This is a genomic window from Nitrosomonas sp. Nm34 (genome assembly GCF_900113925.1).
In the GTDB taxonomy this organism is placed as follows: domain Bacteria; phylum Pseudomonadota; class Gammaproteobacteria; order Burkholderiales; family Nitrosomonadaceae; genus Nitrosomonas.
On sequence record NZ_FORD01000008.1, the window covers coordinates 36,991 to 55,513 of the forward strand.

The window sequence follows — 18,523 nt, forward strand, 5'->3', positions numbered from 1 at the left end:
AATGAAACACGAAAAGAATCAAGCTCAATTCACTCTCCTTTTCTAGCCCTTGAATATATTAAATTCATTTGCTTTCATTTTTCTTGTTTCAATTCAATTTAAGGAAAGGCTTGCTAACGCTTTCTCATGATTCCATTTTGCGTGAAAGAGATGGCCTTTTTTCTCAGGTGTACGGTCACTGGTCCAAGTGAGATATTTGCCATCAGGCGTAAATACCGGCAATCCATCAAAACCTTCTTTGTCCGTTACCCGCACCGGCTCTTTTTTGCCATCCACATCGACGATGTACAGCTCAAAATTCCGGTGTCCATGGACATTGGTTGAGAAAATGATATATTTCCCGGAAGGATGATAGAAAGGCGCCCAGGACATCATATTGAGATGGGTAATTTGCTTCTGGTCTGAGCCGTCGATGTTCATGGTGAATATTTCTGCCTCTCTGCCATTGGCTGAAAAGCGGCGCCACACAATTCTTTTGCCGTCCGGACTGAAAAATGGACCGCCATCATAAGTATTGTTCTGAGTTAATCTTTTTACATTGGAGCCATCCGCATTCATAATGTAAATATCGATTAAAGAAGAAGGATCTTTTTTGAACAGCGCGGCTTCTTCCGCGGATAATTGCTCAGTGTAAGCCCTGCGGTTGGAAGCAAACGCGATCAGTTTGCCGTCAGGTGACCAGGAGGCTTCCGCATCATAACCCAGCGTATTGGTAAGATTCTTGATTTTCCCACCTTGAAAGTCAGTTTCATACATGTCATAAAATTCATCATAGTCCCAGGCATACGATTGCCGTTCACCGGATTTTCTTCTTTCAATCTCGGCGGTCATCTTGGCTTTAGCATCAGGATCGTCATGGGTTGAAGAAAACAGTACTTTTTCTTGTAAAGGATGTACCCATGAACAAGTCGTTTTACCTGTTCCTGGTGATACCTGCTGTACCTTTCCATTCTCAAGATTCTTCAGGTAAATTTGATAAAATGGATTTTCCTCAGCTACTTCTGCCTGATAAGCCATCCATTTCATGTCTGCGCGATAATAGGCCTCACCGACCCTGACTTCTTTGTCTGAAAGCTGATGCTCCTCGCTGATAAAATCGGCTGCACTAGCCTGATTTACTGTAAAGAAAACAAATGCTGAGAGTAGCCCATTCATAAATAGTAGCGCGTTAATATTAGAAAACATGTGTGTAAAACTTTTCATTTCGCTCATAAGTCAAGTTGCTAAAAAACATTTAAACAAAACATTAAAAACAAAGTATACAAGATATAAGCTTAACAAGTTGTTCCCAATGGGTTTGGTGATCTCGTCAAAATACTGCAAAATAAGTCGATAACAAATAGCGATAAAATTTAAAGAATGAAAAAATCAATCAAATTGAGCGTGACATGGGGTTTCCTCATCAGCTGCTTACTCTATGGGGCAACCCTATTTGCCAGCAGTGAGCCATTCCATCATCAGATGCAAATTACACTCTTGCCAGATACCTCTGAAATTCGGGTAAAAGATCAAGTACGTGTGCCCGAACGCTACCGAAATAATAAAACAGCGATCCAGCTTGATTTCAGTCTGCATGCCGATTTGACCGTGACTGAAGTAAAAGGTGCGCAGATAACCATCCAGCAAAGCAAAACGGCTTTGAGCGCCAGGCCGGTTCCTTTAAAACTGTACACCTTGACCTTGCCACCCCAACAAGAGGAATTTACTTTAACCTTCAGCGGAAAAATCAATCACGCCGTGCAGGGCCCGGGTCTGGAATACGCTCGCAGTTTCAGTTATACACCCGGACTCATCTCTGATGAAGGCATTTTTCTGGCCACATCCACCGCCTGGTATCCCCAGTTTGAGGATGCGATGGTATCGTTTCTTCTGAATATCCAAATGCCTGCCGAGTGGGATGCCGTCAGCCAGGGCACTTTGGTACATGAGCAAAAAACAGCAACCGCCCACCATGTAAGTTGGGAAGAGAAACAACCTCAGGACGATATCTATATCGTTGCGGGTCGTTATCAGCGCTATACACAGTCAACAGGCGCAGTAAAGGCATTCGTTTACCTGCGTAGTCCTGATCAAGCATTAGCCCAGAAATACCTGGATACTACCGCACAATATATTGCCATGTATAACAAGCTGCTGGGGCCTTATCCTTATTCCAAATTTGCCCTGGTTGAGAATTTCTGGGAGACCGGCTACGGCATGCCCTCTTTTACGCTGCTCGGCCCCAAAGTAGTGCGCTTCCCTTTCATCCTGCATTCTTCCTATCCGCATGAGATTTTGCATAATTACTGGGGCAATGGCGTCTTCGTCGATTACAGCAAAGGAAACTGGTCGGAAGGATTGACGGCTTATCTTGCTGACCATCTGGTGAGTGAACAAGGGGGTAAAGGAGAGGAATACCGGCGTGACGTGCTGCAAAAATATACGGACTTTGTGAGCAAAGAAAAGGATTTTCCCATTGCCCAGTTTACTTCACGCCATAGTTCCAGTTCAGAAGCAGTCGGCTATGGGAAAACCATGATGTTTTTTCATATGCTGCGACAGCAATTAGGTGATAAGGAATTTGTGCGGGTGTTACGCACTTTTTATAAACAATTCAGATTCAAACAAGCGACCTTTGAGGATTTGAAGGCAGCCTTTAACTCGCTTACGGGCAAGGATTTTTCTGCGTTCTTTGAGCAGTGGATCTACCATAGTGGTGCGCCCAATTTATTAATACAGGAGGCACAGGCTGAACCCACAGCCCAAGGATTTAAGCTCAAGGCAGCAATCAAACAAACCCAGCAAGGCAAACCCTATCAGTTAACTGTACCTATTGCTGTTCATCTGGAAGGCGAAGCACAGGCTTACCAAGCGAACATCAGCATTGGTCAGTTAACCAATGAAATAGAAATGGATTTTAAAGCACGCCCGGTGCGCATTGATATTGATCCTCAATTTGATGTATTCAGGCGCCTCGATAACCGCGAAATTCCTGCTGCGCTATCACAAGGCTTCGGCGCGGAAAAACCGCTATTAGTGCTGCCAGCCAATGCGGATAAAGCCATATTGCAAGCGTATCAGTCTTTGGCTGCAAATTGGCAAAAAACCCAATCCAGTCAGCTGGAAGTGGTGCGCGATGATCAGCTAGCAACGCTTCCTGCCGATCGAACAGTCTGGATTATGGGCTGGCAAAATAAATTCAGCCAGGCGTTGGTTACAACTTTGGCAGAACAGAATGTTGCCTATCACTCAGGCGCACTGCAACTGGATCAACACACTTATCAACCAACCAGGCATGCCATTGTGCTGACAGCCAGACAGCCAGCCAGTCCGGATAAAACACTGCTATGGGTAGCATCCGATCATCCCAATGCAATTACAGAATTAGCCAGAAAGCTGCCACATTATCGCAAATATAGTTACCTGGCATTTGAAGGCGACGAATTGACCAATATCAACAAAGGTCAATGGCCTGTTACCCAATCACCCTTGTCTCGGTTGATTAAGCAAAAGGATGATGCTTCGTTTACTTCCACTCATGTTGGCACTTTAGCCTTCCGCCGCGCATTGGCGGAATTGCCGTCGTTGTTTTCGGAAAGTCGTATGCTGGCTGATATCACCCATTTAGCCAGCGAAGCCTTCAGGGGGCGTGAATTGGGCAGTCCAGAATTGGAAGTTGCTGCAGACTATATCGCACAAAATTTCCAGCAAGCTGGTCTATTACCCGGTGGGGATAACAATAGCTATTACCAGACTTGGCAGCAAGAGGTAGGTGCACCGAAAGGAAAGATCACTTTGCGGAACGTGATCGGAATTTTGCCAGGCACTCATCCGGAATTAGCTGGGCAAAGTTTAATCATTGGTGCGCATTATGACCATCTGGGCACGGGGTGGCCGGATGTGCGTGCTGCTAACCATGGAAAAATACATTACGGTGCAGATGATAATGCCAGTGGAGTAGCCGTTATGTTAGAGTTTGCGCGACAAATCGCTACCAAATGGCAACCGCAGCGTAGTATTATTTTTATTGCCTTCACGGGTGAAGAAGCCAATCTGCTCGGTTCAAAGCATTTCATTAACAATACCAGCACCTATCCGGCAGAGAAAATAATCGCCATGCTCAATCTAGATACGGTAGGACGACTGGGTAACAATCCGGTAACACTGTTCGGCACCGGCACGGCGCGTGAACTGGTGCATGTATTTCGCGGCGCAGGCTTTGTCACCGGTATTCCGGTCAACACGGTGCAGGACGATTTCGGTTCCAGCGATCAGGCGGCTTTCATCCAAGCCGGCATACCAGCTGTCCAATTCTTTGCCAGCGCACATGAAGATTATCATGCCCCCGGCGATACGGTAGATAAAATCGATACAGCTGGACTAGTTAAAGTGGCTGCCATCCTCAAGGAAGCAACCGAATATCTAGCTAATCGTCCCGAACCTTTGACCGCGGCTTTGCCATCGCAACATGCGCAGCCAAAATCCACAACTGTTAAGGAGAAACGCAAAGCCAGCCTGGGCACAGTGCCGGATTTCTCCCATCAAGGTGAAGGCGTACGCGTGGATAACGTTATTCACGACTCCCCAGCACATCAGGCACAGCTAAAGGCGGGCGACATCCTGATTCAATTAGCTGGAGAAATGATCAGCGATCTGGCAGCATATGCCAATATCTTGAGAACGCTTGAGGCTGGACAGAAAACTATTCTGCAATACCTGCGGGACGGTAAAGTAAATACGGTTGAGGTAGTTTTAGTTGAGCGGTAATTGATCCAGTGGGGATGGGTTTATTCCATTTCCAAATCAAAAATGACGCGAAGGCGCGCCGCAGACAGCATATATAATACGGCAAGGTGAAGCCGGCAAAGCCAAAGGGATTGTGAAATGGAATGGCTGGATTAGCAATGTTCGACTGGCATACACTAACTGGGCAGATTGTGAGAATGGCTTTGATGGAATGAAGCATCAATGGGGATAGAGTGGTTACACTACGCATGACCTAGAATACGCCTCAGTTGTCAAAAATGGATTGTTGGTCTACCTTTGTAGGTTACATCGTCAACAAAATCATCACCACCAGACTAAAAAATGCAGCGTCTCTGATCCACCTATCTTTCACCTCAGCTATCTTTCACCTAAGTTTAGTTCGAGTTAAAAGAGGCATTTATGTTGATTATTTGGAGAGTAACATGAAACGCATTGTTCTGATACTGTTACTGGGCATGGCTGTTTTAGTAGCTGGTTGCACGCAACTGGCTGGAATAAAGCAGAGTCCCGATATCACCTTGGCTGATATCGAACTTGTAAAACTTGGTTTCTTGGAGCAGCGATTCCTCGTCAAGTTGCGCATCCGTAATCCAAATGACGTAGCACTGCATATCAATGGCATGACCTTTGATGTTGAACTTAACGGGACATCCTTCGCCAAGGGCCTGTCAGATAAGGCCGTGACCGTGCCGCGCATGGGTGAAACAGTAATAGATGTGGAAGCGACCAGCACGCTTGGAATGGTATGGAAGCAATTGAGCCAATTGCAGAAATCTGGTCATGATCAGGTAGATTACCGGCTTTTTGGGCGACTTTTCCTGCGAGGTCTGAGCAGTAGTATTCCTTTTGAGCAGAAAGGTGACGTATCTTTGCCATTTAATAACGTTGAAAATTTAGAAAAATTTTAACGCCTTTTTCTTAGCTAATTCGAATATTGCACAAACATCAAGACAGCAATGCTAGCTGTCTCACAAGCTTTGGATCGCCGCTCAGCTTTTACATCTGTGTCTGCAGGTAATTCTGCAATCCAACTTTTTTAATGAGCCCCAACTGTTGTTCCAGCCAATGCGCGTGGTCTTCCTCTGTATCTTCCAACATTGTTTCGAGGATTTCCCGCGTCTGGAAATCCTGCTCCTGCTCACAAACGGCAATGGCGTTACGCAATGAAGTAATCACGGAACGTTCCAATTCCAGGTCATTTTCCAGCATTTCCGGCACGTCTTTACCGATTCTAAGTGGACTGCGGTTACCCACTGCTGGTACGCCTTCCAGGAACAAAATTCGCTTGATCAGAAGATCGGCGTGCTGTTTTTCATCATCCATTTCATGGTCAATGCGTTCATAAAGCTTATTGAAACCCCAATCATCATACATACGCGAATGGGTAAAGTACTGATCCATTGAGGTCAACTCTCCGGCAAGGAGTTGGTTCAGGATATCGATAATTTTTGCGTTACCTTTCATAAGATATTTCCTTAAATTATATTTTGGATTGCAGATAGTTCTGAATACCCACTTTTTCAGCCAGCTCTAACTGGGTTTCCAACCAATCGAGATGATCTTCGGTATGTTCCAGTATTTCCTCAAGCAGCTCACGGCTGACATAATCAAGCACAGATTCGCAATGATCGACCGCCTCTATAAGTTGCGCTCGAATAGCGGTCATCAGCTCCAGATCTCCCTGAAGCATTTCTAGCGGATCCACCCCAATCAGCAATTTTCCAAGATCCTGCAGATTAGGGAGGCCTTCCAGAAAAAGAATCCTTTCGATGAGGCTGTCTGCTTGTTTCATCGCCTTGATTGAGGCTTTATAAGTGTGTTCATTCAATCCATCCAACCCCCAGTTTTTGTACATTCTGGCATGGAGAAAAAACTGGTTGGTAGCAGTAAGCTCGTTTTTCAATACCTTGTTCAGAAGGTTTACTGTTTGATTGTCGCCTTTCAACTTGATACCTCCATTTGGTTAATCGTGCACCTGACTGTAAATACAGCGCGATGTTTAATTCAGGTTTTATGCATTATAAAGCCTGTAGAATACAAAAACAACACTAAGATATTGATTAATAAATGAAAACTATTCTTAATATTGTTTCTGCTCGCGTCTGCGACATAGTCGAGTCGGGAGTTCTAACATACCCAAAAGCGTGATGGAGTATGATCACAGTGCCATGAAGCAATTTGTCAATTTGTAAATATTGGAAGAAGAAGGGCAGAAAAGGGAACGATCCTACAAGATATGATGGCTTGGATTAGGGCTATCTATCAGCCAGATGAAGCCAGCCAAGCCGACAAAATCAGTTGTGACTTGGTAAGGCAATAACAGGGATGCGTCCCTCAGTCAGCACCTTGCGCGGATGACTCTCCTCCGAAACTAACTGAACCATTAGGTTTGAATACGCCAAGCATTTTTTACTCTCTACGCATCGCCGCCATCCGTTTCCTTAGTCAACGCACAGACCGTGATTTGCGCATGTAGTGCATTAAGAGACAATAACCATGTTTGCCATAGCGCTGCCGGTTCTATATCTCATCTCATCTCATCTCATCGATTTATATTAATTCATTAGACCGTAAGCAGCATTGCAAGCGAGCGCATTGGCTTTTTGGCGTATTATTCTGATTTCTCCCCACCTTTAGCCCCCCAGAAAACCACCCAAGTTAAAAAATCAGGTGAAAAATTCTCAAAACGATGCTCGACATGGGCTGGAACAAAAAAGACAGTACCGGCTTCGAATGGATGACGTTCTCCTGCCATGACAAATTCACCATGTCCAGAATGAATAAAATAAAGCTCATCTTGCTCGTGCGGCGTTTGTATATCTGTGCCACGAGGCGCATATAATTCGACAGACATTGAACCATGTGCAAACGCTAGCGCAAATGGCTCACCCATTGGCCATTCCTGAGTAACTGGACCGGGTATTCGTTTTAAAAGATCAGATAGAGTTGCTTTCATAAGTGGTCGAAAGTCAGTTACAAGTTAATGATAAAAATCATATCAGTTGACGATTTGACAGAGATCCCTCAGAGCCACTTGACCGGCTTTAAAATCGAAATCAAGCATCGGATCAATTTTTCTTTGCAACAGCCAACTCTGCTCGAATGCGATGTAATTTGGGATCGTCCGGTAAAACAGATTCAGCTCTTTGCAGATACAGTCCGGCTTGTTCCAGTCTACCGTCAATTCTAGCCTTGTCGATAAGTTGGGCATACTGATCGACGATTCTTCGCAGCCCGGAAAGTGCTTCTACGTTGTCTGGATCGATTGCGAGCACCATCTGGTAGTATTTATAAGCATTGTCTCTACGCGGTGTAGTGAAACGCATCGCTTTCATGGCTTTTTCAGCCATAGCCAGATACACTTTGATGGCATCTTCATTCATAGGTTTTGCTGACAAATCCTGATCCGCAGGCTGAGAAACTAACGACTTAACCGCCATCTGTTGTTGGCCCGCATTAGATTTCGATGCAGTGGCGGCATTATCCTGCAGCTCACCTTTGTTAATTGATCTATTTGCTGCTGATGAAGGCGTCTGTGTTGGTATCTGGCGATTTTCTGGCTGGCTGGCTTGATTACGGGCCAAGGCGACAGTTTGATCTTCTGGCCCTTCTGGTGCAAGGCTGGTTTGATCGTTATGGTGCGTAGCTGGAGGCTGAGTAGCGATGGTATCTGGCTGATCATCAAATGGTTCTGAAGCTTTTTCACTAAACCACAAACCAGCGGCAATCGCTGCAATTATTCCGATCATGAGCCCCATCCCTATAAAACGCCTGGCTACCGCACTACTCCTGGTATCATCCACAGTTTTCTGCTCGGTAGTGGCAGGCTTGGCTTGGCTCTCGGTATGCGTTGATTTGAGTAGCATTAAAATCTCTGCTGCTGATTGTGGCCGATCGTTATAGTCAGGCCGTAACATCCAATTGATCGCTTGCAGCAATTCTGCGCTGTAGGCAGTACCTGCTGATTCGGTAGGTAAAGTCATCGGATCGGGCTCGCCTTTGCTTAAAGCCATTATCCGGCTTTGGACCGCATCCGGATGACGCTGCGTCATACAATAATATAGGGTTGCGCCCAACGCATAAAAATCTGTTGCAGGCCCAGGCACACTCGCTTGCTCATATTGCTCTACAGCGGCATAACCGGTTGCTAATTCGTTAGCAAGATTAGAGGTACGCGCGGCAATAGCCAAGCGTGCAGCAGAGAAATGGGTCAGCAGCGGTTCACCATTCTTGTCCAGCAAAATGGCCGACGGTTGAATTCCGCCATGAATAATTTTGCATTTATGAACCTCCTGTAGCGCATCCAGGATCGATATCAGAATGAATATTAATTCTGTTTCAGCAATTATTGTGTCAGGCTGGACCAGCTTGTTAAGCGACAAGCCTTCCTGGTGAGCCATCAACTGGTAAGCCGTCCCATTGAATTGCAAGACATTCTCTGCGCCAGCAATATTAGGATGTTCGATTTGCATGAGAATCTCGGCCTGATGCAAGAAAACCTTTAATCCATATTCAAAATTTTCTTTATCGCTTGGAGACTTAGGTTCGACAGCCAAACCATCGCTTGCACGAGTAGCGAAGTCATGGGGAAAATACTCGTGTATTTCTACCTGCTCCTTAATATGACGATTCCAGCCGTGATAAATGATATCGAACGCGCCAATTTTTAAGGTATCTTTAATTTCGAAGACACCGATTTGGGTCCCCTCAGGCAGAATTTGATCGTGTATAGATGCCATGGTTTTTATATCTCTTTCCCTAATCTCGTTCAATGAAACTGTTAAAAACTACTGTGACACTCTCCACAGTGTTACTTCGTGCTCCCTTCTCCACCTATCTATTGGATAGGCGACTACCCCGAAATGCATTTCGCTAAAAGAATTTTAGTGAAATTTGCTATTTTATTTCCTTATCGCTGCCATCTGAGCACGATGCGATCATTCATTTTCGCAGCATTTTAAGTAGCTTTTGAGATCGTAGATGCAAATAAAGTGATTTTATTTATGAGTTATTTGATGAGATAACTTTTCGGATCCATTCGCATCAGACTTGATCTTTAAAGTATTATTTACTCAAGCATTTTTGTAAGGATATTTGGGGTAATCCATAAATAATATTTTACCGCTAACAGGTAATCGACTATTTCTTAGATAATAGAACTTTTCTTGTAACTTATCACTGAATTAATTAGTATGCCTTTCAAAATAACCAATCTGGTTTTATCTGGTTATCATTTCATTACTTGAAATTTATGATTCGTTGAGAAGGTCAATCAGGTGTTTATTTGGTTTTTATAATTAGTTATCTTTCTGGAGAGTTGCAATGGCAGGTTATGTGGGCGATGTCGCCACCCCTTACGACCAAGATCTTGGCCCTGTGCTTTTCGAACACTATGGAGCCGACATCGCGCAACGCACCACGCAAAGATCGGTGCGCGATGTACTCGAAATTGCCTCAGGTACGGGAATAGTCACGCGGAAATTGCGCGACGTGCTGAGCAAGGATGCGCGGCTGACTGCAGTTGACATCAGCGATGCCATGCTAGACGTCGCGCGCGCAAAATTTCTTCCTCATGAGCAGGTCACATTTCAAATCGCAGATGCTACAGCACTGCCTTTCGACGATGCAACCTTCGATGCGGTGGTCTGCCAGTTTGGAGTGATGTTCTTCGATCAAAATGCCGCCTTTCGCGAAGCTAACCGGACGCTGAGGGGCGGAGGGTGCTACTTGTTCAGTGTCTGGGACTCAGAGTACTACAATCCTTTCGCGAGTCTAAGTTTTGAGGTGCTAAAGCAGTTCTTCCCGTCGGATACCCCAAGGTTCCTGTTTGATCCTGTTTCCTGTCATGAAATTGATCCCATCAAAGAAAAACTTGTGGGTTCCGGCTTTAAGCGAATAACCATCTCGATTCAGCCACGTGAACATGATATTATGGATGTGTCATCCTTCGCACGGGCGCTTATTTTCAGTCCGGTCATCTTTGAAATAAGAGAGCGCGGTGACGTCGACCCCGAGGAAATCGCACAGGCGCTAACGCAAGCACTGATCCAGAAGTTTGGTTCCAATCCCACACGTTATCCGATGCAAGCTATACTGTTTGAAGCGGAAAAATCCTGAATTTGGGTTCGCCAATACTTGGCAATACGAGCACCAAACTATTAAAAACTGATGCAATCTACCGTCTTCAAGTATTTTCTTGTTCCATTTGCAAATCAAAAATGACACGAAGGCGAGCTGCAGACAGAATCAATAATACAGCCAGGTAAAGCCGACCAAGTCAGTTTTGATTTAGAAATGGAATTCAAGGAGGGTTATGGGAACTTTTTTCAAGTTCTAAAGATTACCCTCAATCGAAAACAGAACCCATTTTGATCATTCAGCAATGTGCTTTGACTAAACAACCCGCTTTGCGTATATTCATTTTTCTTGAATACCCCGCATTGCTTAATCACCTTCTCATCCTCGTCGCATGACTTTTATCAGTAGGTTGTTATGAAAGTACTTCTCTACAACGAGCTTAACCCCAATACTATCCCTGGTTTCTCCAAGTTACAACAATACCTGGAAGAAGATAACTTCAAATCAGCCGAAGTTAAAAAGATTGGGGAGAATTTGTATCGAGCCAAGCTTAATCAACGTGATCGGCTGCTATTTTCGGTGTATCGTTATCAGGAAGAAAATTATGCGCTGATTCTGGAATTTATCAAAAGCCATGCTTATCAGGATTCGCGTTTTCTGCGTCAGGTTAGCAATATTGATGAAGATAAAATTCCAGTCATATCCAAACTCGAAGAGCCTGCTGGAAAGCAACTGGTTTATCTTAATCCTAACCATAACTCATTTAATCTGTTGGACAAAATCATCTCATTTGATGATTACCAACAATCGGTTTATGACTTACATCCACCGCTCATTGTGATAGGTTCAGCTGGCAGCGGCAAGACGGCCCTGACGTTGGAAAAAATGAAACAGGCCATAGGCGATGTCCTGTATGTCACTCAATCAGCCTATCTGGTTAAAAATTCCCGCGATTTATATTATGCGCACCATTACGATAACCCCGATCAGCAGATTGATTTTTTATCGCTCCAGGAATTTCTGGAAAGTATTCGCGTACCGGAAGGCAAGCCTGTCACCTTTCAGGCTTTCCAGCAGTGGTTTGGCCGTTATCGCCAAGGTCCATTGAAAGATGCGCACAAATTATTCGAGGAGTTTCGCGGCGTCATTACTGGCCCTGCCACCGATAAAAGCTGGTTAAGCCGTGAAGATTATCTGAATCTGGGCGTCAAAGAATCGATTTTTCTGGCGGAAGAACGCGAATTAGCCTATGACGTGTTTGAAAAATACCTGGCTTTCCTTCAGAAAGAACAATTTTATGATAGCAATATCGTCAGCCATCAGTATCTTCAATACATTCAGCCATGTTATGACTTTGTCGTAGTGGATGAAGTACAGGATTTGACCAATATTCAACTCTATCTGATCATCAAATCGCTGCGTGAAACGCAGAATTTTATCTTGTGTGGCGACTCCAACCAGATCGTCCACCCCAACTTCTTTTCCTGGTCGAAAGTCAAAAGCCTGTTTTACCGGCAGGATGATCTCCAGACATCCGATGAGCTGATCCGGATTCTAAATACCAATTACCGCAATTCCCCGCAAGTCACTGATATTGCAAATAAGATTCTGAAAATAAAAAACCAGCGCTTTGGCTCCATCGACAAGGAAAGTCATTATTTAGTAGAAAGCAACGGCCACAACCAGGGCGAAGTATTGTTTTTGCAGGACACAGCTTCGGTTCGCAAGGAACTGGACAGCAAAACCAGAACTTCCACTCTTTTTGCCGTCATCGTAATGACGGCCGACCAAAAACCAGCCGCACAACAATATTTCAGCACGCCGTTGGTTTTTACCATTCAGGAAGCCAAGGGACTGGAATATGAAAACATCATTCTCTATAACTTTCTGAGTCAGGAAGAAAGCCGCTATCGTGAAATCAGCAAAGGCGTCAGTCTGGCTGATCTCGATCAAGACATTAAATATGCCCGTGCCAAGGATAAAACTGACAAATCACTGGAAGTCTACAAATTTTATATCAATGCCCTGTACGTTGCGCTGACAAGAGCAGTTAAAAACCTGTACTGGATTGAAAACAATCCCAAACAATCTTTATTGGATCTGTTAGGTTTGCGTAATGCTCAGGAAAGCCTGCAGCTTGCCAGCCAGAATTCCAGTCTGGATGCCTGGCGTCAGGAAGCCCATAAACTCGAACTTCAGGGCAAGCAGGAGCAAGCTGAGCGAATTCGCCAGGAAATTCTCAAACAAAAAACACCAGACTGGCAAGTCATCGCTGGATCTGTCCTGGCTGAGCTAAAACAAAAAGCCATTGACAATGCCGACAAAAACGCCAGAATGACCCTGCTTGAGTATGGTTTAGTCTATGAAGATCGAGGCATTCTAGATAGCCTGCAGAAAGCCGGGTTCAAAGCAGCGCAACACCCTGAAAAAAGCTTGCAGCTACTGCAACAGAAGCACTATAGCGCCTATAGCTTTAAAAAACCCGATGCCGTCCTCAGGCAGGTAGATCAATATGGCCCGGATTTTCGCAATATGTTTAATCAAACGTCATTAATGGTCGCTGCCTGGATGGGCAATACCGAAGTAATCAAGGCGCTGATTGAGCTGGGCGCTGATACTGAAAAAGTAGATGGCAATGGTCTCACAGCTTTTCAAATCGCTCTGGCGCAAACGGTTCGCAACGAAAGCTACGCCAAAAAGAAACTGGCCGACATCTATGAGCAGCTCGAACCCACCAGCATGAGTATTCAGGTCGATGGGCGCCTGGTGAAGCTCGACCAGCACACTATGGAGTTCTTCATGCTCAATCTGATGGTCGCAATGTCTTATCGCGTCATGTCGAAAAAATTATTTTACCGACCAGCAGGATTCTCCAGCCAGGATTTTATCAATGCAGTGCAGCACATTCCCTATAGCATTTTGCCGGAGCGGCGCAAACAACGGACTTATCTGTCCAGTATTCTGTCAAAGAACGAAATCAACAAAGACGATAAATACAACCGCAAATTGTTTTATCGTGTCATGCGCGGTATTTATGTTTTCAATCCTTGTCTGGCACTCAAAGTGGAAGGAGAATGGATCAATATTTATGATTTATTGGCCATTGATAAACCGGTACTGTAATAACTGAAATTTATCGGACCTTACTTTCTAGCCCGGCTGAGATACGAACAAAAAAACGAATTACACTATCAGTGTGCAGATCGGGTTGATACAGGTGGGATAATTATTGGCTGAATCTTTGAATCAGTAGTAGATTTAATCTACTTCAAACGATGGATCTTGTCCGACTATTCGATTGCAGCTAATGATTTGTAGACGTAGGGTGCCAATAAGCGAAGCGCATTGCACCCGTATTTTTTTAATTAGGTACAATAACGACCGCTCCCTACGTTTGCTCAAAGTGGAAGATGAATAACTCAATCTTTATGATGTATTAGCTATAGGAAAACCCGTGCTGTAATATCGAAATCAGCAAAATAGGAAGTATCGCGCTTCTCAAAATGCGACGTCGATGTAATGCGCTGCCTTACTCAATTGAGTAAGGCTTTTTTAACGAAGGCTGTTGATTTCATGGGGATACATCGGGGTCACACTCTTCTATTCCATGAATTTCCCAGTTTTCTCGTGGAAAATCTATAAATTTATGCTTACACACTCTCCACACATGGTACAAGTTTTTTATTCCTGCCCCATCTCTCCTAAATATATATTGCTGTTCCCCTAAATCAAAGGGTTTCTCCAGATTTACTGATTTTTCCATCACCCTATACAGGGCGTTACGTGCATCAGCTACATCACGGAAATTAACCAACCGGCGTATATAGTATGCAGGCCCACTTCTCTCGCTTACTAGTTCATCGAATTCCTCATCCGCGTTTTGAACCAATTGTTTTAATAACTGATGAGCAAGTTTACCCCAGTAGCCATAGCCTTCTTTATTATAGTCTTCAGCTTTCATGGTATGGGTAAAAAATACCTTTTTCATATTAACTGCTTCTTGATTGAGAAAAGCCTTATCGACATTCCAGTCACTTAATAAAATTGATGGCATGGTTTGGTTCTTCCATATTTCACTGATCTGATGGATCAAAATAAGGCTGTTTGACCAATTCCCAGCATAGAAAATCCAGTCGATCCCTAACGTTTTCACAGTATCAAAGGATAGAATTTCTTTATCCATGCTCCAGAGGATTACCTTACTGGATTCATTCTTTATATGAATTTGTTTAATGAATTCACTTGCCAAATAACTGGAATAAACATTGTTAGAGGCATCCTCCACTACCCAGATTTTTTTACCTTTATTGCTAATTATAAAATCTGCGGCCGTTTCTGCTTGCTTGTCATCAGTCGGGGAGAGACGAAATACTGGATAGAAGGTATCGATGGGAATTCTTGGTGGAAGCACATTCGGGTTGCTTTCAAAAGCCAGAATAACGGGAATAGGCGGATCAGCTTGTAAATAGTTGGGTAGTGCAATTTGAGTGGGAGTGCTGTAGAGATGCCCAATTACCATCAAAGTGTCGTGCTCCTTGGCAAGCTTTTCGGAAATACGCTTTGCATCCGTTTCCTTGCCATCGAATTTCCGTAGCTTAATCTTGACACCATCGATCTCTAAGTCATCTTTATATTCCTGGTTAAATTTTTTCCATATTTTATTAACATCATCATTATCGAAATTGCCAACAAAATAAATTGTGTAAGACTCAGGCCGCACGTAATTATCAATTAGCGGGCGAATAATTGCTATACCCACGATGATAGATAACATAGGGGTAAGGATCCATTTCCAGAAAATGGTCCAAACGCGTTTAAATAGTCCTTTGGTCGCATCTAGCATAGGTGTGAAGTGTTCTTTTTTTGACCAGCACCAGAAAAACTAACGCACATAAATTTATGAATTGATGGACAGACTGATCCAATGATTAACGGTAATTTTCTGATTGACATTGGAAGCACAGCAAAAAGAGTTAGCTGATCCATCCATTTTCTCTAAATATGATAAGAAATCACAAGAGAAACGCAATCATACAAAGGCATACAATTTCTTTTCATAAAATAAAACAAAGGGTAAGATTCGATTATTTCTTCTTGTTTTGCTATCGGTTTGCCTTAATCTCGAGTATTGAGGATTCGCTGCCACCAATCAAAACAGGAGTTTTTACTCGGCTACAACCTTACCATGCCCTCTCGTCAAGTAATCTTCCGATTGCATTTCCATCAAACGGGAAATCGTGCGTTCAAATTCAAAACTGATCCCTCCCCCTGCATAAAGCGATTGAGGAGGTACAGCGGCCGAGCATAAGAATTTGACGTTATGCTCATAAAGCGCATCGATAAAAGTGATGAAGCGCTTAGCCTGGTCGCTGTTTTCCGGGGTAAATTGCGGAATCGCAACCATGATAACGGTATGATAAGTTCTGGCAATGGCCAGATAGTCTGCCGAACCTACCGGGTTTGCGCATAGCCGTTTAAATGAAAAGACGGCTACACCGCGTGCTGCTTTGGGCACAAACAACGTACGCCCCTGCACATTCAGCGTTTCACTGGGCACCTTCGCACGGTCTTCTATGCGCCGATCGGTCAGGCGGAAAAAGGTGGCAGATAATTGAGCTGTCGTTTCCTCATTGACCGGAAAATAATACGTTTGCGCACCCTTTAGACGGTTATAGCGATAATCAACCGGCCCCTCAAGCGCAACCAGCTCAAGCCTTTCCTTGATTTGCTCGATAAAAGGCAGAAAGCGGTGGCGGTTGAGGCCATGCTTGTAAAGCTCGTCAGGCGGCCTGTTAGAAGTCGCCACCACAATGACACCTTGCTCAAACAGCGCATTGAACAGCCTGGCCAGTACCATGGCATCTGCAATATCGGTCACTTGCAGCTCATCAAAACACAGCAGGGTCGCTTCACCGGCTATTTGCCGTGCAATAACCGGAATGGGATCAGCAGCACTGGCACGTCCTCCGCCATGCTGCCTTCGTTTCTGTGCAGAAAGATCATGCGCCTGCTTAAGCCGGGCGTGGATATCCAACATAAATTCATGGAAATGCACCCGTCGTTTGAATGTCATTGGAGCGACAGAATAAAACAGATCCATCAGCATCGATTTACCGCGCCCTACCCCCCCATAAAGATAAATCCCTTTGGGAGCGGGTTTATTGCCTGACTTACGAAACCAGCCAGTCGGCCACCAATTCTTGAACGAGAACTTATTGTTCTGGTTCCCTATCGCCGGGTAAATAACCAACTCACGGTGCAATCGTTCCAATGAAGCGACTGCTCTGGCCTGATCAGCATCAGGCTTGAGCTCCCCAGTCTGCATCAATGTTTGATATTCAGCTTCAGGTCCATTTTCTTCTATGGGGTGTTTCATGAGGTGCTACCTTTTAGCAAAAAGGATCAGCAATTTTAACATGAGGGGAAATAACGAAAGAGTTCAGTGTTTTGGGATGAGAATTACAGTCATAAATCTCCTAAGGCCACAAAGATTCCATCTAGCATGGCTCCCTCACTAGAATCAGCTCGATATCGGCCAGCTAACATCTTTTCTCAGTCAAAAATCATGTTATTCATGATATCGGTATAAATCCAAGAAATAGTCTCTAGCAATGGGGAGTGCTTTTACAGATAAAATTTATTCTTGGTTTTGATTAGCACAAAGGGAAGACCGAGGTATTGTCTTCACAGACTGTTCAAAAATGTTTTAATAGTCTCATTAACCGCTTCAGGCTCTTCTATGGTGGAAGAATGTCCTGACTTGGGAATCCTGACTAAACGTGATCCAGCAATCCGAGCTTGAATACGCTCGGCTTTGGCCGGTATCGTGGCGACATCTTCTTCACCGACCATGATCAGGGTAGGCGTAGTAATTTTGTTAATCTCATCGTAAACGCCCTGGCGATCTATTACGCCTTTGACCGCACGCGTGATGCCGATGCGATGATTGGCGATCAGATGCTTTTTCCACTCATCACGCAATGCGGCACGGTTAGGGTCGGCAAGAAAGGACTGGCCGAACAGGATGCGCATAACCGGCGCAGCGACCAATCTCAAGCCGAACCAGCGCGCAATAAAGTTGAGCCGGTTATAGCGCGGAATATTTTCTTTTGGCTCAGCATCAGCTGTCGTTCCCAGCAGGATCAGCGATCGCAGAAGTTCTGGCCGTCGGGCTGCCAACCGCATCCCCATAAATCCACCCATCGAAAGCCCGGCAAAATGACAAGGCGCACAGCCCAACGCCTCAATTAAAGCAACCGTATCCTGATAGAGAGTCTCCATGTCATAGCCGCCTCGTGTGACTTCACTTTGCCCTTGTCCGCGAAAATCAAACGTGATGCAACGGTAGCGATCTTTAAGCGCATTGACCTGTGCCTCAAACATCTGCCCACTCCACAAAAGGCCATGGGCAAACAGGATAGTCTCTGACCCCGTTCCCTCTTCTGTGTAATGTAATTTCGCTCCGTTGACTTGAATTTTTGGCATGAGAGGTAGGAAAAATAGCGTTTTTTGCACAAGTGCAATATACGTAAAGTTGTATATTTGGTCAAACTTACTGCTGAGTAGTTAAGGAGTTATCTATTTTAAGTTTAATTATTTGGCATACTTGTACCTATCTATAATGGGCAGGGAATGTCACTTCGTGTGTAGAATCATCAGCAATACATTGAAAACATATCAATTTATCAAAATTGTCAAA

Annotated in this window: 12 protein-coding genes; 4 read left to right on the top strand and 8 right to left on the bottom strand. The window is 44.5% G+C overall.

Annotated elements, in window-relative coordinates; translation table 11 throughout:
- Window positions 1-93 precede the first annotated feature (93 nt).
- Entirely contained in the window at window positions 94-1,212 is a 1,119-nt protein-coding gene (locus tag BM283_RS05305; RefSeq protein ID WP_254776195.1) for a TolB family protein, read from the bottom strand.
- Window positions 1,213-1,359: 147 nt separating this feature from the next.
- Between BM283_RS05305 and BM283_RS05310 the strand changes: the two genes are divergently transcribed.
- Both BM283_RS05310 and BM283_RS05315 read left to right on the top strand, forming a co-directional pair.
- Window positions 1,360-4,746, top strand: a complete 3,387-nt coding sequence (locus tag BM283_RS05310) for a M20/M25/M40 family metallo-hydrolase (protein WP_090690456.1) — start codon at window positions 1,360-1,362, stop codon at window positions 4,744-4,746.
- A 422-nt stretch (window positions 4,747-5,168) separates the two neighbouring features.
- Window positions 5,169-5,654: an LEA/WHy family protein gene (locus BM283_RS05315; protein WP_175492040.1), complete on the top strand. Its 486-nt coding sequence runs from the start codon at window positions 5,169-5,171 to the stop codon at window positions 5,652-5,654.
- A gap of 88 nt (window positions 5,655-5,742) precedes the next feature.
- On the opposite strand, the gene bfr (BM283_RS05320) is transcribed toward BM283_RS05315, so the two are convergent.
- From bfr (BM283_RS05320) to BM283_RS05335, 4 genes are all read right to left on the bottom strand, one after another.
- A complete protein-coding gene (bfr, locus tag BM283_RS05320) occupies window positions 5,743-6,210 on the bottom strand; it encodes a bacterioferritin (RefSeq protein WP_090690462.1) in 468 nt (155 codons plus the stop codon).
- Between the two features lie 16 nt (window positions 6,211-6,226).
- Window positions 6,227-6,691, bottom strand: coding sequence for a bacterioferritin (gene bfr, locus BM283_RS05325; RefSeq protein WP_090690465.1), 465 nt, complete (start codon window positions 6,689-6,691; stop codon window positions 6,227-6,229).
- Window positions 6,692-7,357: 666 nt separating this feature from the next.
- Window positions 7,358-7,639, bottom strand: a complete 282-nt coding sequence (locus BM283_RS05330) for a cupin domain-containing protein (RefSeq protein ID WP_254776197.1) — start codon at window positions 7,637-7,639, stop codon at window positions 7,358-7,360.
- Between the two features lie 175 nt (window positions 7,640-7,814).
- A complete protein-coding gene (locus tag BM283_RS05335) occupies window positions 7,815-9,485 on the bottom strand; it encodes a protein kinase domain-containing protein (RefSeq protein WP_090690472.1) in 1,671 nt (556 codons plus the stop codon).
- Window positions 9,486-10,068: 583 nt separating this feature from the next.
- Between BM283_RS05335 and BM283_RS05340 the strand changes: the two genes are divergently transcribed.
- Together BM283_RS05340 and BM283_RS05345 are read left to right on the top strand one after the other, a co-directional pair.
- Complete coding sequence (locus BM283_RS05340; RefSeq protein ID WP_090690474.1) at window positions 10,069-10,863, top strand: class I SAM-dependent methyltransferase; 795 nt, start codon at window positions 10,069-10,071, stop codon at window positions 10,861-10,863.
- Between the two features lie 375 nt (window positions 10,864-11,238).
- Entirely contained in the window at window positions 11,239-13,947 is a 2,709-nt protein-coding gene (locus tag BM283_RS05345; protein ID WP_090690476.1) for a UvrD-helicase domain-containing protein, read from the top strand.
- Window positions 13,948-14,395: 448 nt separating this feature from the next.
- Here BM283_RS05345 and BM283_RS05350 read toward each other — a convergent pair whose 3' ends face one another.
- From BM283_RS05350 to BM283_RS05360, 3 genes are all read right to left on the bottom strand, one after another.
- Window positions 14,396-15,598: a type 1 periplasmic-binding domain-containing protein gene (locus tag BM283_RS05350; RefSeq protein ID WP_139225196.1), complete on the bottom strand. Its 1,203-nt coding sequence runs from the start codon at window positions 15,596-15,598 to the stop codon at window positions 14,396-14,398.
- Between the two features lie 390 nt (window positions 15,599-15,988).
- A complete protein-coding gene (gene zapE / locus BM283_RS05355; RefSeq protein WP_090690482.1) occupies window positions 15,989-17,200 on the bottom strand; it encodes a cell division protein ZapE in 1,212 nt (403 codons plus the stop codon).
- Between the two features lie 308 nt (window positions 17,201-17,508).
- A complete protein-coding gene (locus BM283_RS05360; protein ID WP_090690484.1) occupies window positions 17,509-18,309 on the bottom strand; it encodes an alpha/beta fold hydrolase in 801 nt (266 codons plus the stop codon).
- Window positions 18,310-18,523: the final 214 nt, after the last annotated feature.

Coding starts and splice junctions, on each gene's coding strand:
- BM283_RS05305 (WP_254776195.1), bottom strand. CDS start 1,212: ATGAGCGAAATGAAAAGTTTTACACACATGTTTTCTAATATTAACGCG.
- BM283_RS05330 (WP_254776197.1), bottom strand. CDS start 7,639: ATGGGTGAGCCATTTGCGCTAGCGTTTGCACATGGTTCAATGTCTGTC.
- BM283_RS05310 (WP_090690456.1), top strand. CDS start 1,360: ATGAAAAAATCAATCAAATTGAGCGTGACATGGGGTTTCCTCATCAGC.
- BM283_RS05350 (WP_139225196.1), bottom strand. CDS start 15,598: ATGTTATCTATCATCGTGGGTATAGCAATTATTCGCCCGCTAATTGAT.
- BM283_RS05360 (WP_090690484.1), bottom strand. CDS start 18,309: ATGCCAAAAATTCAAGTCAACGGAGCGAAATTACATTACACAGAAGAG.
- BM283_RS05315 (WP_175492040.1), top strand. CDS start 5,169: ATGAAACGCATTGTTCTGATACTGTTACTGGGCATGGCTGTTTTAGTA.
- zapE (WP_090690482.1), bottom strand. CDS start 17,200: ATGAAACACCCCATAGAAGAAAATGGACCTGAAGCTGAATATCAAACA.
- BM283_RS05335 (WP_090690472.1), bottom strand. CDS start 9,485: ATGGCATCTATACACGATCAAATTCTGCCTGAGGGGACCCAAATCGGT.
- bfr (WP_090690462.1), bottom strand. CDS start 6,210: ATGAAAGGTAACGCAAAAATTATCGATATCCTGAACCAACTCCTTGCC.
- BM283_RS05345 (WP_090690476.1), top strand. CDS start 11,239: ATGAAAGTACTTCTCTACAACGAGCTTAACCCCAATACTATCCCTGGT.
- BM283_RS05340 (WP_090690474.1), top strand. CDS start 10,069: ATGGCAGGTTATGTGGGCGATGTCGCCACCCCTTACGACCAAGATCTT.